Annotated in this window: 14 protein-coding genes; 9 read left to right on the top strand and 5 right to left on the bottom strand. The window is 63.8% G+C overall.

The genetic code is table 11. The annotated features are described in order from the left end of the window. Positions 1 to 139 precede the first annotated feature (139 nt). The 5 genes from NRG23_RS00275 (at position 140) to NRG23_RS00255 (ending at position 4,266) form a co-directional block, all read left to right on the top strand. Complete coding sequence (locus NRG23_RS00275) at positions 140 to 1,189, top strand: NAD(P)-dependent alcohol dehydrogenase (RefSeq protein WP_257373468.1); 1,050 nt, start codon at positions 140 to 142, stop codon at positions 1,187 to 1,189. A gap of 274 nt (positions 1,190 to 1,463) precedes the next feature. After that, positions 1,464 to 2,675, top strand: a complete 1,212-nt coding sequence (locus NRG23_RS00270) for an MFS transporter (protein WP_257373467.1) — start codon at positions 1,464 to 1,466, stop codon at positions 2,673 to 2,675. A 42-nt stretch (positions 2,676 to 2,717) separates the two neighbouring features. Further along, positions 2,718 to 3,050 carry a helix-turn-helix domain-containing protein gene (locus NRG23_RS00265; RefSeq protein ID WP_257373466.1) on the top strand — a complete coding sequence of 111 codons (333 nt, stop codon included), beginning with the start codon at positions 2,718 to 2,720 and terminating at the stop codon, positions 3,048 to 3,050. 259 nt (positions 3,051 to 3,309) lie between these two features. After that, on the top strand, positions 3,310 to 3,687 hold the full coding sequence (locus tag NRG23_RS00260) for a cytochrome c (protein ID WP_080684179.1): 378 nt from the start codon (positions 3,310 to 3,312) through the stop codon (positions 3,685 to 3,687). A gap of 96 nt (positions 3,688 to 3,783) precedes the next feature. Further along, complete coding sequence (locus tag NRG23_RS00255; protein WP_257373465.1) at positions 3,784 to 4,266, top strand: DUF4265 domain-containing protein; 483 nt, start codon at positions 3,784 to 3,786, stop codon at positions 4,264 to 4,266. Positions 4,267 to 4,285: 19 nt separating this feature from the next. On the opposite strand, the gene NRG23_RS00250 is transcribed toward NRG23_RS00255, so the two are convergent. From NRG23_RS00250 to NRG23_RS00235, 4 genes are all read right to left on the bottom strand, one after another. Beyond that, positions 4,286 to 5,302 carry a GlxA family transcriptional regulator gene (locus tag NRG23_RS00250; protein ID WP_257373464.1) on the bottom strand — a complete coding sequence of 339 codons (1,017 nt, stop codon included), beginning with the start codon at positions 5,300 to 5,302 and terminating at the stop codon, positions 4,286 to 4,288. A gap of 384 nt (positions 5,303 to 5,686) precedes the next feature. Beyond that, complete coding sequence (locus tag NRG23_RS00245; protein ID WP_257373463.1) at positions 5,687 to 7,570, bottom strand: feruloyl-CoA synthase; 1,884 nt, start codon at positions 7,568 to 7,570, stop codon at positions 5,687 to 5,689. A gap of 99 nt (positions 7,571 to 7,669) precedes the next feature. After that, positions 7,670 to 9,118 carry an aldehyde dehydrogenase gene (locus NRG23_RS00240; RefSeq protein ID WP_257373462.1) on the bottom strand — a complete coding sequence of 483 codons (1,449 nt, stop codon included), beginning with the start codon at positions 9,116 to 9,118 and terminating at the stop codon, positions 7,670 to 7,672. 108 nt (positions 9,119 to 9,226) lie between these two features. Continuing rightward, entirely contained in the window at positions 9,227 to 10,057 is an 831-nt protein-coding gene (locus tag NRG23_RS00235) for a p-hydroxycinnamoyl CoA hydratase/lyase (protein WP_016704034.1), read from the bottom strand. Between the two features lie 213 nt (positions 10,058 to 10,270). Here NRG23_RS00235 and NRG23_RS00230 point away from each other — a divergent pair, with 213 nt between their 5' ends. Then, positions 10,271 to 10,762 carry a MarR family winged helix-turn-helix transcriptional regulator gene (locus tag NRG23_RS00230; RefSeq protein ID WP_257373461.1) on the top strand — a complete coding sequence of 164 codons (492 nt, stop codon included), beginning with the start codon at positions 10,271 to 10,273 and terminating at the stop codon, positions 10,760 to 10,762. A 492-nt stretch (positions 10,763 to 11,254) separates the two neighbouring features. Here NRG23_RS00230 and NRG23_RS00225 read toward each other — a convergent pair whose 3' ends face one another. Then, positions 11,255 to 12,565, bottom strand: coding sequence for an OprD family porin (locus NRG23_RS00225; protein WP_257373460.1), 1,311 nt, complete (start codon positions 12,563 to 12,565; stop codon positions 11,255 to 11,257). Positions 12,566 to 12,896: 331 nt separating this feature from the next. Here NRG23_RS00225 and mhpT point away from each other — a divergent pair, with 331 nt between their 5' ends. The 3 genes from mhpT to NRG23_RS00210 all read left to right on the top strand — a co-directional run bounded on the left by mhpT (position 12,897) and on the right by NRG23_RS00210 (position 15,881). Further along, entirely contained in the window at positions 12,897 to 14,132 is a 1,236-nt protein-coding gene (gene mhpT / locus NRG23_RS00220) for a 3-(3-hydroxy-phenyl)propionate transporter MhpT (protein WP_257373459.1), read from the top strand. A gap of 451 nt (positions 14,133 to 14,583) precedes the next feature. Further along, positions 14,584 to 15,660 carry a colicin E3/pyocin S6 family cytotoxin gene (locus tag NRG23_RS00215; protein ID WP_257373458.1) on the top strand — a complete coding sequence of 359 codons (1,077 nt, stop codon included), beginning with the start codon at positions 14,584 to 14,586 and terminating at the stop codon, positions 15,658 to 15,660. Then, complete coding sequence (locus NRG23_RS00210) at positions 15,657 to 15,881, top strand: hypothetical protein (protein WP_016704029.1); 225 nt, start codon at positions 15,657 to 15,659, stop codon at positions 15,879 to 15,881. The genes NRG23_RS00215 and NRG23_RS00210 overlap by 4 nt, the downstream gene beginning before the upstream one ends. Positions 15,882 to 16,004: the final 123 nt, after the last annotated feature.

The raw sequence follows: 16,004 nt of genomic DNA, 5'->3' as shown, positions 1-16,004 counted from the left end.
TAACCCGGCCCTTGCGAGCGTCCTACCGAAAAAAGCAAAGTCCAGAGAATCGGGCAAGAATTCCAGCGTAATGCACTACAGGCCACTTGGGCCTGGCCGGGAAAATGACCATCCAACGTAACGCTGGATGGAGTGTGCAATGTTAGTCAACGCCTATGGCGCCCATGCGGGCGACCAACCTCTTCAACCCCTGCAGATCACCCGCCGCGCCCCCGGCGCCCATGACGTGCAGATCGACATCGCCTTCTGCGGCATCTGCCACTCGGACCTGCACCAGGTACGCGCCGAGTGGCAAGGCACGCAATTTCCCTGCGTGCCCGGCCACGAGATCGTCGGCCGGGTCGCGGCGGTCGGCGTCCATGTGCACGGTTTCCGCCCGGGCGACCTGGTCGGCATCGGCTGCATCGTCGACAGCTGCAAGCACTGCGCCGACTGCGAGGACGGCCTGGAGAACTACTGCGACGGCATGATCGGCACCTATAACTTCCCGACCCCGGACGCCCCGGGCTGGACCCTGGGCGGCTACTCGCAACAGATCGTGGTTCACGAGCGCTACGTGTTGCGCATCCGCCACCCCGAGGAGCAACTGGCCGCCGTCGCGCCACTGCTGTGCGCGGGCATCACCACCTATTCGCCGCTGCGCCACTGGAACGTCGGCCCCGGCAAGAAGGTCGGCGTGGTCGGCATCGGTGGCCTGGGCCATATGGGCATCAAGCTGGCCCACGCGCTGGGCGCGCATGTGGTGGCCTTCACCACCTCCGACGCCAAGCGCGAGGCCGCCCTGCAACTGGGCGCCGACGAAGTGGTGGTGTCGCGCAATGCCGAGGAAATGGCCGCCCACGCCAAGAGCTTCGACCTGATCCTCAACACCGTGGCCGCGCCCCACGATCTCGACGCGCTCCTGGTACTGCTCAAGCGCGACGGCACCATGACCCTGGTGGGCGCCCCGGCGACTCCCCATGACTCGCCCAATGTGTTCAACCTGATCATGAAGCGCCGGACCCTCGCCGGCTCGATGATCGGCGGCATTGCCGAGACCCAGGAGATGCTCGACTTCTGCGCCGAGCACGGCATCGTCGCCGACATCGAACTGGTGCGCGCGGACCAGATCAACGAGTCCTACGAACGCATGCTCAAGGGCGACGTCAAGTACCGCTTCGTCATCGACAACGCCACCCTGGCGGGCTGAGCGCGGCAATCGCCTGATCCCGAGCCACCTTAAGCGGTCCGGCGGGTGCCCAGGTTGGGCACCCTTTTGCTTCGCGGTACCGGTTCCGGTGCCGCGTTTTCCCCCGGTCTCGACTGGACCTCCTCCAGCGCCGGGGCGGCTGACAGGCAAGGCTGTCAGTCGTCATTCACGCACCTGCCGTGCGCCCACTTATAAACAGAAGCACCCGCAAGACCCGGCCCACAAGGTTGTCGGTCAGCACGGGTGCTTCCAGCCACACAGGAAACCTGTCTCCATGACCGCTACCTTCCACGCCGAATCGCCCGAGGGCCGGCACACCTGGGGCGCCGTGCTGGCCATGGCCCTCGCCGCCTTTGCCCTGGTGGCCTCCGAGTTCATGCCGGTCAGCCTGCTGACGCCTATCGCCGCGGATCTGCAGGTCAGCGAGGGGCAAGCCGGCCAGGGCATTGCCGTCTCCGGCCTGTTTGCCCTGTTCACCAGCCTGCTGATCGCCTCGGTGGCGGCCCGGGTCGACCGCAAGCGGCTGTTGTTGTCCCTGACCCTGCTGATGATCGTCTCCGGAACCCTGGTGGCGTTCGCCCCGGACTACCTGAGTTTCATGGCCGGCCGCGCGCTGATCGGCGTGGCGATCGGCGGCTTCTGGTCGCTGTCGGCGGCCACCACCCTGCGCCTGGTGCCGCAGAACCAGGTGCCGCGCGCCCTGGCCATCGTCAACGGCGGCAATGCCCTGGCGACCGTGATCGCCGCGCCCCTGGGCAGCTTCCTCGGCTCGCTGATCGGCTGGCGCGGGGCGTTCTTCTGCGTGGTGCCAGTGGCCGCTCTCGCCGCCCTCTGGCTGCTGGTCAGCCTGCCACCGCTGAAAGCGCAGCCTGCCGCCGGCACCGGCAATGTCTTCAGCCTGATGAAAAGAATCCCGGTGGCCCTGGGCATGCTGGCGGTCAGCCTGTTTTTCATGGGCCAGTTCATGCTGTTCACCTACCTGCGGCCCTTCCTGGAAACGGTCACCCAGGTCCAGGTGTCGACCCTGTCGCTGATGCTGCTGGTAATCGGCGTCGCCGGCCTGGCCGGCACCTTCCTGATCGAAGCCTTCCTGAAAAACGCGCTGTATCGCACGCTGATCATCATCCCGCTGATGATGGCGGCGATCGCCATGGCCCTGGTGGCGTTTGGCGCTTCGGTGTCGGTCACCAGCGTCCTGCTGGGCCTCTGGGGGTTGGTGGCGACTGCCGCTCCGGTCGCCTGGTGGACCTGGCTGACCCGCGCGCTGCCGGACGATGCGGAAGCCGGCGGCGGCTTGATGGTGGCGATCATCCAGCTGGCGATAACCGCGGGCGCCACGGTGGGCGGCCTGGCCTTCGACCTGAGCGGTTATCAGGCGACCTTCGAACTGAGCGCGGCAGTGCTGGTGGTGGCCGCCGGGCTGGCGGCATTGGCGGCCCGCGCCGCCACGCGCGTGCCTTTCCGGGCATCGAACGTGGCGGCGTGAGCGCTGGTGGGCGTTCAACAAACCGACAGGACAGGGCTGGGTATGCGCCGGGCATTCGCCCTGCTCTCAGGCAAGTGGAAGCTGGAAATCATGTGGTTGCTCAATCAGCGGGTCTACCGCTTCGGCGAGTTGCGAAAAGCCATTAGCGGCATCACCCAGCACATGCTGACCGCGCAACTTCTCGAGCTGGAAAAGGGCGGGCTGGTGTCGCGCACGGTCTTCGCCGAAGTGCCGCCACGGGTCGAATACGAGATCACCGCCAAGGCCCGCGCGCTGGGCCCGACGATGGAGGCGCTGGCCATCTGGTGGAGCGAATATGGCGACAGCGTGCCGGCAAAACCCAAGCCGCGCGGACGCCAGGCCAAGCAGGTTTAAACCCGGCCGACCGGGCCATGCAGCGCTTGCCGGAAGGCGATAACGATTGAATCCATGTCATTTACAGGCGCCAAAAAGCAATATGATCGCCCCTCAAGAAATCGAAGACACTGAGTCTCTTGAGTCACAATTGCCGAGCGTTTGAGATGGGCAGGCTTTGCTTCGCTTCAAATGTTATCGAGAGCATTGAGTGTTGCAGTGGCACCGCCGGGGTTTGCCCTCGATCCAGACTAATTCATACAACAAGGCCACATGGAAAGTGAAAGTACTATTCATCGCTTCGCTAGGAATTCTAGCGCTCGCTCAAACACCACTGTCCTTCGCGGACAATGCCAACGGGAAAAAACTCTACTCGCAGAGATGTGCCGTGTGCCACGGAGCCGAGATCAAGGGAACCGGACCCTTGGCCAATAAAAGCACCCCGCCAACACCCGACCTTACGACATCCGCTTTCAAGAAACGGCTCAATGATTACCCGGGCGTTATTGTGTCATCGATCATACTTCGCCCAAATGGAGACCTGATTCCAAGAACCCTGCAAGAGAACGGTGTAAAGATACCGCCGCACGCTTGGAGCATTAAGGATCTGCGCGACCTGCATCAATACATGACGGGGGTTATTTCAAAAAATCGATGATCTTGAGATGAGATGTGGGCACAGAAATCCAAGAGCCATTTCAGGGTTGGTTACAAGCCAATTATTCAGCGAAGAGCTACAGCTACGGAGCAGTGCATGAACGACAAAGAAGCAGCCGTTCTGATTCAAGTCTATGTCACAGATGATGACGGCCCTTTTTTTGAAGAGCTGCCTGCTCGCAAGATCGATCAGGATATTTACGAGTTGCTCTCTTCTCCTGGTGTCGCGCTGAACCTGGCACGGGGAGATATTGTTTCAATCAAAGACAGAGAAGCACCTGCCGTCGTCTTGAAACGAGGCGGGAATTTCTGCATCCAGATCTATGCGGACGCTATTCCTCAAGAAGAAATAGCCTGGCTGGAAAACGCCGTGGCCTGCGAGTTGGGTGGAACACTGGACGGGGTATTTGAGGGAAACCTGTCATTGGCGATTCCGGCGCGCAACGGGATGGAGAAGATCAACGATGTCTTTAACAGGTTTCGAGATAGATCAGCGACTCAGTGGTACTACTCCAACATCTATAAAAACCTGGATGATGACGAGGATGAGACACTTTTATATTGGTGGCTCGAACGCTGATGGACGCTGACGTCCGCGGTCATTTCACCAGGCGCTTTTCCTTCGAAGGCCGGTAGCCGAAATACGAGCTGTAGCACTTGCTGAAATGGCTCGGCGACACGAAGCCGCAAGCCACCAGCACCTCGACCTGGGACAGCTCGGTGTGCTGCAGCAATCGGCGCGCTTCGGTGATGCGCAGCTCCAGGTAATAGCGCTGTGGCGTGGTGCCCAGTTGCTCCTTGAACAGGCGCTCGATCTGCCGCCGGGAACGCCCGGCGTACTCCGCCAGTTGCTCCATTTGCAGCGGCTCCTCGAGGTTGGCGTCCATCAGATTGACCACCTCGCGCAAGGGCGCGCTCAACGAGATGTGCAGGGTCGGTTTGATGCGCCGGTAGCGGGACTCCTCGAACGACAGAATGTCCTCGATACCCTCGACCAGCGCCTTGCCGTGCAGCCCCTTGATCCACTCCAGGGCCATATGGAAGGCGCCGGCGGGACTGGAGGCGGTGAGCCGGTCACGGTCCACCACAAAGGCCTCGCTGGTGACATGGGTGACCTTGGAAATCTCCGCCAGCGCGGGGCGGTGTTCCGGGTGGATCGCGCAGCGATAGCCCTCCAGCAGCCCCGCGACGCCGAGGAACCACGCCCCGTTCCACAGCCCGGCCAGGGTGATGCCCAGATCGGCGGCGGCCTTCAGCAGGCTGACCAGCTCGGGATCGGCCTTGAGCTCCGTGCGGTAGCCACCGCAGATCACCAGCAGGTCCAGCTCCTTGAGCGCCTGAGCGCTCAGGCGCGCATCGGGACGGATCACCAGCCCGAGGTCGCTGGTGACTTCACCGTCCTGCAAGCCAAAGGTGCGCGGCGAGAACAAGGCAGGACGCAGCAGGTTGGCGGTGACGATGGTATCCAGGGCCTGGGTGAAGGCCGGCAACGAGAAGTGTTCGAGCAGCAGGAAACCCGCCCGGGTAGTGGCCGCGGGCGCTACCCGCGTTTCTTCCAGGTAACGCAGGTTCTTGCCCTTCATGCCGCCACTGAAATCCCGTCGCTCAACCGCCATACGCCCTCGCCTCTTCACTTAACGAACGCAGATTCAGTGTATGTCGAATCCTGGCATCCAAAAAAAATCCTGCTCGCGCCAGCCACCATCGCTCGGGCGAACCGGTGCCGTAGGCTATAGAAAAAACTCGCGGGCCAGAAGCCGGTTCAGTTGAATGCAAGGGGCGTGGATTGCAACCAGGGAAAACAGACATTCAGCGCAGCGGTCCGCTGTGGCGTCACTTGGATGCTCGGGTCATAGGTGAAGGTGGTCCGAATGACCATGCGCCAAAGGACTCTTGCGCAAGATGGCGACCTCGGCAGCGATGGCAAAGCGCTTCCGGGGGATGTCCAGTGCCGTGGCCACGGCACTGGCGATATTGCGGCCCTCAGGGGGCCACGCCCCTCACAGGCCAGGCTCGGCGCGCAGGATCGAAGGCTCCTCGCCGCGATACAGCGCCTCGACCTTGGCGGCCCGCCACTGCAGCACCGCGCGCTGGTTGATCGAGCCCTTGTCGGTGATCTCCCCACGGTCGATGGAGGCCGGTTCGTCGAGCAGCGCGATCCATTCCAGGCGGCTGGCGTTGCCGCTGGCCTCGCGGTTGAGGCGTTGCAGCCAATCGCCGAACCAACGCCGCACCGGCGCACTGACCAGGACCTCGGCATCGCTGGCATTCGCGGGCAAGCCGGCCAGCCGCCGGCATTCGTACAGCCGCGGAAACACCAGCGCCCCCAGGCACTCGCGGTCCGGCGCGGTCACCACCAGGTCCTGCACATAGGGCGAGCCTTCGAGCACCGCGCGATTGCGCAACGGGCCGACGCTGACGAACACCCCGGAGCCGAGCTTGAAGTCCTCGGCGATGCGCCCGTCGAACATCAGGCCCAGTTGCGGGTCGGCGGCGTCGACCAGTTTCAGCGCATCACCGGAGCAGTAGAAACCCTGTTCGTCGAAGGCTTCGGCGGTCTGCTGCGGCGCGCGCCAGTAGCCCGGCATGATGTGCGGCCCGCGAAAACGCCCTTCCAGCTTGCCGTCCACCGGCACCAGGCGCACCTCGCAACCCGGGGCTGGCAGGCCGATATAACCGGCCATGGACAAGGGCCCGGTGGTGAAGGTGCAGGACGGCGACGCCTCGGTCATGCCGAGCCCGGCCATCATGCGGATGCGTTCGCCGCAATGGGCTTCGGCCACCTGGTCGAGGCGGTCCCAGACCCTCTGGGACAGGCCGGCCGCGGCGAAAAAGAACAGCTTCATGCGCGAGAAAAAACGCTCGCGCAACTCGCCGTCCTGCTCCAGGGCGTTGACCAGCTCTTCCCAGCCCTTGGGCACCGTCAGGTAGGCGGTGGGGGCGATTTCCTTGAGGTTGCGCAGGGTCTCGGCAAAGCCCTGGGCCGTCGGCTTGCCGTCGTCCAGGTAAAAGGTGCCGCCGTTGTAGAGCACGATGCCGAGGTTGTGGCTGCCGCCGAAGGTGTGGTTCCACGGCAACCAGTCCACCAGCACCGGAGGCTCCTCGCCGAACACCGGGAAGGTCTGCAACAGCATCTGCTGGTTGGCGCAGAGCATGCGCTGGGTGGTGACCACCGCCTTGGGCAGCTTGGTCGAACCCGAGGTGAAGAGAAACTTGGCGATGCTGTCCGGGCCGGTGGCGGCGAACGCCGCTTCGGCTTCGGCGTCACCGGGGTGTTGCAACAGGCTGGCAAAGTCGCGCTGCGGCCGGCCCGCCACGGCGCCACGCACCACGATCAGCGGCGTGTCATCCGGCAGCACGGCATCGATCGCCCGCTGGAAAGCCGAGCCATCGCTGACGAATACCAGCCCGGGCCGCATCAGGTCGCAGACATGCCGCAGCTTGGCGAAATCCTGGGACAACAGCGAATAGGCCGGCGACACCGGGCAATAGGGAATCCCGGCGTACATCGCCCCCAGGGCCAGTTGCAGGTGTTCGATATCGTTGCCGGAAAGCAGCACCAGCGGCCTCTCGGCCGACAGGCCATACCCCAGCAGGCTCTGGGCGATGGCGCGCACGCTGGCCAGCATCTCGGCGTAACTCACCCGGCGCCAGTCGCCGCCGTCCTGGCGTGCGGCGACAAAGGTCTGCTGCGGGCGCACCCAGGCCCAATGCACCAGGCGGTCCAGCAGGCGCCCCGGCAGCTCGGCCAGGGGCTCCAGGGAACGCATCCGCAGGATGCCCTGCTCTTCGCTGACCTCCACCGCGGGATGGGCGATGGCCACCTGGCGATAAGGCGGCGCGCCGGCCGCGTTCGGCGCTGGCGATCTGAATTCGGAATTCACGTGTTTGTCCTCCATCAAGGCTCATCGCCGGCAAGTTCGACCGGGGACCTGGCAGCCAGGGGCTGGGGCCTTGTGATTGTTGGGTCCGGGGGCCGGAGTTCAGATCGGGTAGTGCCGGGGACCGTTCTGCAGGGTAATCCAGCGCAACTGGGTGAACTGCTCGATGGCCGCCTTGCCGCCAAAGCTGCCGTAGCCGCTGGCCTTGACCCCGCCAAACGGCATCTGCGCCTCGTCGTGCACGGTCGGGCCATTGATATGGCAGATGCCCGACTCGAGCCGTTGCGCCAGGGCCAGGGCGCGCCCGGTGTCGCGGCTGAAGATCGCCGCCGACAGGCCGAACTCGGAGTCGTTGGCCAGCCGCAGCAGCGCTTCGTCGCCCTCGCCGCGCAGCACCACCGCCACCGGCCCGAAGGACTCCTCGCGGTACAGGCGCATGGCCTCGGTGACGTCGTCGAGCAAGGTCGGCTGCAGAATGCTGCCCGCCAATTGGCCACCGGCGACCAGGGTCGCGCCCTTGCCCAGGGCATCGTCGATCAGCCCCTTGATGCGCGTGCCGGCACTGGCGTCCACCAGTGAACCGAGCACCGAGTCCGCAGCCTCCGGGTTGCCCGCCGGCAAGCTGGCGATCTTCGCCGCCAGCCTGGCGACAAAGTCCTCGGCCACCCGCGCATCGACAATCAGGCGCTCGGTGGACATGCAGATCTGCCCCTGGTTGAAGTAGGCGCCAAAGGCCGCGGCCTGCACCGCGGCATCCAGGTCGGCATCCTCCAGCACCAGCAGCGGCGCCTTGCCGCCCAGCTCCAGCAGGGCCGGCTTGAGGTGCCGCGCCGAAAGCTCGCCGACAATGCGCCCGACCCGGGTCGAGCCGGTGAAATTGACCCGGCGCACCGCCGGATTGGCGATCAACCGCTCGACAATGGCCGGGGCATCCTCGGGCGCGTTGCTGATGACGTTGACCACCCCGTCACCGAGGCCGGCCTCCTGCAACACCTGGCCGATCAGCCGATGCACCGCCGGGCTCAGCTCGGACGCCTTGAGCACCACGGTGTTGCCGCAGGCCAGCGGCATGGCGATGGCGCGAGTGGCGAGGATCACCGGGGCGTTCCACGGCGCGATGCCCAGCACCACGCCGCACGGCTGGCGCAGGGCCATGGCGAAGCTGCCGGGCACGTCGGAGGGGATGACCTCGCCATTGATCTGGGTGGTCATGGACGCGGCTTCGCGCAGGATATTCGCCGCCAGTTGCACGTTGAAGCCGTACCAGTTGGCCATGGCCCCGGTCTCGCCGGCCACGGCGATGAACTCCGCGCTACGGGCCTGCAATTGCCCGGCTGCGCGCAGCAGGCGGCTGCGCCGCTCATTGGGCGCCAGCGCCGCCCAGGCCGGGAATGCCGCCTGGGCCGCGGCCACGGCGGCGTCCGCGTCATCCAGGGTGGCGGCGGCGACGCGCGAGACGACGGCGCCGGTCACCGGATTACGCCGTTCGAAGGTTCGACCGTCGCGGGCGGGGCACGACTGGCCGCCGATCAGCAGGGGCACGTCCAGCATGGTGATTCCTCTTTATTGTCTTTATCGGGAATGCATTGGAGCGGTTCACGCCAGCACCTGGGCGCTGCGTCGAACAGCAGGCGGACGCTGCCGCCCGCCGGGTTTGCATCAGCGCTTGTAAGCCTGCAGGCCGGGCTTGATGCTCTTGTCGTCGAGGAACTGCTTCATGCCCTGCTCGCGGCCGCCTTCGGTGTCCAGCAGGCGCGACTGGTCGAGCTTGGCGTACAGGTAATCCTCGTTCTGCTCCCAGGTCAGCTCGCGGCAGCGCTTGAAGCCGTGCTTGGCGGCCCGCAGCACCACCGGGTTCTTCTCCAGCAGGTTGCGCGCCAGCTCGACAGTGGTTTCGCGCAGTTGCGCAAGCGGCACGCTCTCGTTGACCAGGCCCATCTCGGCGGCTTTCTGCCCGCCGAAGGTCTTGCCGGTCATGATGTAGTACAGCGCCTGGCGATGGCCCACGGTGTCGGCCATGGCCTTGCTCACCAGGTTGCCCGGCGGGATGCCCCAGTTGATTTCCGAGAGGCCGAAGGTCGCTTCATCGGCGCAGATCGCCAGGTCGCAGGCCACCAATGGGCTGAAGCCGCCGCCGAAGCACCAGCCGTTGACCATGGCGATGGTCGGCTTGGCGTACATGCGCAGCAGCTTCCATTGCCATTGCGAGGCCTCGCGGCGGATCTTTTCCTGGAGGATCTCCGGGCCGGCGTCCACTTCGCGAAAGTATTCCTTGAGGTCCATGCCCGCGGTCCAGGCTTCGCCCGCGCCGGTCAACACCAGCACGCCGGCGGCCGGATCCTGCTCCAGCGTCTCCAGCACCTCGACCATCTCGCGGTTCAGGGTCGGGCTCATGGCGTTGCGTTTTTCCGGACGGTTGAGGATGACCCAGGCAATTCCCTCTTCGATCTCGACCTTGACGGTTGTCCAGCGACCTTCGTAGTTGCTCATGGCGATTGCTCTCTTTGTTCTTGACTTGAGATGGGCAAAAACTAAACCGGCAAATTAGTTATGTCAATTAACTATTAATAAAATTAACCAAACTTTCACAGACGCCCGGAGCGTTTCAAGGCCAAAACATCGGCCATCGGTCATGGCTATCCCCGCTTAATCCCGGCAAACTAGATAGCCTTCTTAACTGCCAGCCCGAGGATTTCCCCTGCAATGGCCAAGTCTTCCAACAAGATAGCCACCGCCGCCGAGGCCCCCGTCGCCGACAGCGAAACCCAGGCGCCCCTGGACTCCGCCCTGGACGACCTGATCGGTTACGCCATGCGCCGGGCGCAGCTGAAACTGTTCCAGAACCTGATTAGCCGCCTGTCGAGCCATGACCTGCGGCCGGCGCAGTTCTCGGCCCTGGTGATCATCGAGCAGCATCCCGGGCTGATGCAGGCCGACCTGGCCCGGGCGCTGGCCATCGAGCCACCGCAGGTGGTGCCGTTGCTGAACAAGCTGGAAGAACGGGCGCTGGCGGTGCGGGTGCGCTGCAAACCGGACAAGCGCTCCTACGGGATCTTCCTCAGCAAGACCGGCGAGACCCTGCTCAAGGAACTGAAGCTGATCGCCGCCGAGAGCGACCAGGACGCCATCGCCGCCCTCGACGCCCAGGAACGCGAAGAACTGCTCAGGCTGCTGAAAAAGGTCTACCAGCAGTAGCCGCCAGCCTGCGATCCCTGTAGCCGCTGCCGCAGGCTGCGATCGGCGGCGCAGCCGTCGCAACCCGGCGAACGCCTTTATCCAGGCAGATCACGGAGGCAGGTTTTGCGGCAACTGCGTTGCCGATCGCAGCCTCGCGGGCTCGGCAGCGGCTACCCCGACACCGCGATCCCTGTAGCCGCTGCCGCAGGCTGCGATCGACGGCGCAGCCGTCGCAACCCGGCGAACGCCTTTATTCAGGCAGATCGCGGAGGCAGGTTTTGCGGCAACTGCGTTGCCGATCGCAGCCTCGCGGGCTCGGCAGCGGCTACCCCGACACCGCGATCCCTGTAGCCGCTGCCGCAGGCTGCGATCGACGGCGCAGCCGTCGCAACCCGGCGAACGCCTTTATTCAGGCAGATCGCGGAGGCAGGTTTTGCGGCAACTACGTTGCCGATCGCAGCCTCGCAGGCTCGGCAGCGGCTACAGGGTCAGGAGCTGCGGCTCGCGGCGTCACCAGATCGGCAGTGTGTAGAGCACCAGGAAGCGGGTCTGGTTTTCATCGCGGAACGCCGCGCCGGCGGGGAAATCGTTGCGGTAGATCGACTTGCGCGCCAGCAGCCCGAGGTTCTTCAGCGGCCCGCTCTGGATCACGTACCCCAGCTCCATCTGGAACTCCCGCTCCTTGCGGTCCTCGGCATTCAGCGCCGCCAGTTCGATATGGTCGCCGCGCACGTAGCGCAGGCGGCTCTTCAGCCCGGGCAGCCCGGCGGCGGCGAAATCGTAGTCGTAGATGGCCTGCCAGATCCGTTCCCGGGCATTGAGAAAATCGGAACTCATGGTCAGTTCGCTCATGCCCATCAATTCGGTGCCCGACAGGTAAGGCGTCGCCGTGTCGCCGCTGGCGTGCATGTAGCCCAGGCTCAATCGATGCCCGCCCCAGCGATAGGCGAACAGCGCCGAGAGGTTGCGGTTGTCCACCTTGCCGGCCTTGGCGCTGCCGTCTTCGCGGCTGAAGAAACTGCGCAGGTCGCTGCTCAGCACCCCGTCCCCGAGCTTGAGGTTATGCAGCAGGGCCAGGGTGTCCTGCTGGTAGAGGTCCGCCACTTCGGCGTGGTAGGCGCGCAGGCTGAGGTCCGGATTGACCTGGTAATCGCCCCCCAGGTAAGCCATGTGCGACGAGGTGGCCGCGCCGTTGAAGCGCCGGTTCGGCGAGGCGATGCTCAGCGCCTGGTAGTCGGTGGAATCGCGCTTGTTGATGCGGTCGATATAGCCGGTGTTGAGGGTCAGGCCGTCGATGTCCTTGGAGCTGAGGGTGGTGCCGCGAAAGGTCTGCGGCAGCAGCCGCGACGGGCTGGCAAAGGCGAACGGCAGGAAGATCGACACATCGCCGGTCTTCACGCTGGTCTGGGCCAGGCGCAGCTTGGCGGTCATCGCCAGGCGCGAGTATTCGTCCGCCGCGCGCTTGTCGCTGGCCGACACCGGCAGCAGTTCGGTGCCGCTGCGGTCCGGCGCCGAGTCGAGCTTGATCCCCAGCAGCCCGCGGGCGTCCAGGCCGAAGCCGACGGTCCCCGGGGTAAAGCCCGACTCCAGGTTCAGGATCGCTCCCTGGGCCCATTCCCGGGCCGCGGTTTTCGCGCCGCCGTCCTTGTAGTCGCGGTCGAGGTAGTAATTGCGCAGGGTCAGGGTGCCGTGGCTGTCGTCGATAAAGCCCGCGGCCTGCGCCGGAGCAGCCACCACGCCCAGCCCCGAGAGGGCCAGGCAGCACAGGCGAACAGGTAGGGCCAGCGGCGCCGCAAGGGCGTTGCGTGAGAGGTTCGGCATGTTCGAGTCCACTTATTGTTGTTGTTTTGCGGAACGGGATCGCCCGGCCATGGCAGGCGTCCACGGCCAGAGAATGGAAACAGCCAAGGGCTGGCGTCAATCCACAGTGACCGATAATCGAACATTAATATTCTTATCTATTTTCTAGATAACACCAGATAAAACCAACAAGTCATTGATTTACATAAAACTAAATCAATCTTTTAGGCCAATCCGCTCACCCTTCAATTTTTAGTTATCTTTGTTAATCTTAATTTCGCCTGCCAGCGCTTGAGCGAACAGGCGCGTTCCGCTGCGTCCGCCCCCAACAAAAACAACAATGAGGTTTGCCATGGACACTCCATCGCGTCGCACGACGCTGACCATCGCCCTGTGTTTTATCGTTGCCCTGATCGAAGGCTTCGACCTGCAAGCCGCCGGCACCGCCGCCGCGGGCCTGCGCCAGAGCTTCGCCCTGGACCCGAAAATGCTGGGCTGGGTGTTCAGCGCCGGGATCGTCGGCCTGCTGCCCGGGGCCTTCTTCGGCGGCTGGATCGCCGATCGCATCGGCCGCAAGAAAATCCTCATCGGCGCCGTGCTGCTGTTCGGCCTGTTCTCCCTCGCCACCGCCTATGTCGGCAGTCTGTCGGGCCTGCTGCTGGCGCGCTTCATGACCGGCCTGGGCCTGGGCGCCGCCCTGCCCAACCTGATCGCCCTGTGCGCCGAGGCCGCGGGCGAGCAACGCCGTGGCACCGCCATCAGCATCATGTACGCCGGGGTGCCGATGGGTGGCGCCCTGGCGGCGCTGGTGGCCATGCTGTTCACCGACCATTGGCAGGCGACCTTTATCGTCGGCGGCCTGGCGCCGCTGCTGGTGGTGCCGCTGATGCTCCTGCTGCTGCCCGAGTCCAGCGCCTTTCGCCAGCAACAAGGCAACCCCGGCCTGACCCGCCTCTCCACCGGCCAGGCGCTGTTCGGCGAAGGCCGGGCGCGCACCACCCTGGCCTTGTGGCTGAGCTATTTCTTCACCCTGACGGTGATGTACATGCTGCTCAACTGGCTGCCGTCGTTGCTGCTGGAGCAAGGCTTCAGCAAACCCCAGGCCGGGCTGGTGCAGATGCTGTTCAACCTCGGCGGCGCCCTCGGTTCGCTGCTCGGCGGCCTGCTGCTGGATCGCTGCAACGGCATCAAGGTGGTGCTGTTCGTCTACGCCGGGTTGCTCGCGGCGCTGGCCGGGGTCGGCCTGTCGGCGGGCCTGCTGCCCATGGCCTGCGCCGGGTTCGCCGCGGGGCTGTTCGTGATGGCCGCGCAACTGGTGCTGTACGCCCTGGCCCCACCCTCGTACCCGACCCTGGTGCGCGCCACCGGCGTCGGTGCCGCAGTGGCCATCGGCCGCCTGGGATCGGTGGCCGGCCCCCTCGCCGCCGGACAGATCCTCGCGGCCGGCGCCGGCACCAGCGGGGTCTTGCTGGCGACCTCGCCGGGGCTGGTGATCGCCGCCTTGAGCATCCTCAGCGTGATCGCCCGCCCGGCGTCGCGGGTCGAACCCGGGCTGGCTGCGGCGAGCTCGGCCGCACCCAAACCCTGACGTACACTCACACGCCAGCCTGGACGACTGCCGTTGCAGCTCGGTTATCCAGGCTGACGCACGCTAAAGGTTGCCGTCAAAAATGAGCAATGAAAGAGCTATGCGGCCATCGTAGCGGGACCAGTGGGCACGGTGAATACTCTTGTAACGCCCTTGGGACAAGGCTTGGCGCTTCCTTGGTGACCCCTGGCGGCCAATCCAGAGGCGCGCATGTCCGCGATAAGGCCCCCACGGGGGAGCCTGGGCACATATGCGTATTGATGTGGTCATTCAGTTTTTTTGCAGATTCTCGAAGGGGGGGTGGTAAATCTTCACCCACATTGAGAATTGTCCTAAAGCCCCTGAGTACCCTCCCACTGTAGGTTGTTCGGTCTACTTATCATGGGATGATTGCTGTATGGCCGCAGGGAGCTGGAAAGGTCACCATTGCAAAGTGTGCTATGACCAAGCAATGAAAGAGAAAGCAAGGCTCGAAAAGCTTTTGCACGATAAACGCAGACGAGCCATCAAAGAGCCGCCGCCTCCTAAAGACCCCGAACCGATTCCCCGAAAGACACCTCCGCCACTGCTCAAAGGCTGTGTCTTTGCCAAGTCCTGCACATTGCCCAATGGGGTGATAAACCACAGCAACCCAGGCGGCTTCGTACCTGTCGAGTCGCTGAAGCAGTACGGCACCTATGCGGTGATGGGCACCGGTCCAGTGATATCCGCAAGCGGAACTCTACTGCAATGGATTGGTGGCTCAGGCAGTGCTTCTACCCTCTTGGCCCGTCTTGGCGGTACTTTGGCGCTGGCCGGTCCCACAGCTGTTGGCTTCGCTGCGTTACTGCTGCCTAACGATACTTCGACTGACAGCGCCTTCTATACGTCCGAGCAGTACGCGCAGTTGAGCCAAGGGAACACCCGCGTACGAGTCAACGTAAAACACCTGCCAGATAGCTCTGTGAGTGTGTACGGGTTCTATACCGGGACAAAGACGGAGTGGCAGCAGGTGCGTGTGATCGAAGCGAAGGCACGCAGCAATCAACTGGTAGCTGACATTGGGAATGGCATAGAGGTCATATGGACTCCGGCGGCTGACCCAAATGCTGTATTGGGCATTCCCGCACTGGAAGGCGCCTCGTTGAGACCTGGGGTCTGGGTGTACCCGCCGACCGAGCAGGCCGATAAGATACTGGTCAACCCGAAGCATCCCCCCGACTACCAAGACGCAATCATCTGGTTCCCCAGCACGGGCATCCAACCGATTTATATTGCGCTCAGCGTGCTGGGTGGCCGCTACCATCCTAAGCCTAACTCCTTGCCAGCATTTCCAGACGCTAAATGGGCCAAAGCAAAGACCTCGGTTCAAGGTGGTGGCGCTATACGCCCACGCTGGAAGAGCAGAGACGGCACAATCTACGAATGGGATTTTCAGCATGGCGCGGTCGAGGTGTACAACAAGCGCGGTAAGCACCTTGGTGAGTACAACCACGAGACAGGCGCTCAGAATAAACCCGCAGATCCAACAAGGAAGGTAGAACCATGAAGCACACGATTATGGGAGTTCCCGAAGGCGAGGACTTCGCATCCTTTGAAAAGGATCTTCCAGTTTCTGTCGCGGACCTTAAGCCAATTATGGGTTGGGCAGCGGATGATGATTGTGTTTACGATTATCGGCTGACCCCGGAGCAAATTAGCGCTATCGAAAAGCTCTGTTCGCTAGAGCTACCCAGGAATCTGGAGCTTTTTCTAACGTGTAGCGCCTGATGGTCCATCGCGAGCAAGCTCGCGCCTACAGTAGCCCCATTATCGGCCTTAACTGATCGGCATTAGCCCTCCCGGCGCTTTTTCGTTTCTGCGCCGCTTTTGCATTTCTGTGCGACAGATCCC

The organism is Pseudomonas sp. T8 (assembly GCF_024610635.1).
In the GTDB taxonomy this organism is placed as follows: Bacteria; Pseudomonadota; Gammaproteobacteria; order Pseudomonadales; family Pseudomonadaceae; genus Aquipseudomonas; species Aquipseudomonas chlororaphis_I.
Note: the sequence above shows the minus strand (reverse complement) of the source record. Positions and strands in the feature narration are given on the sequence as shown.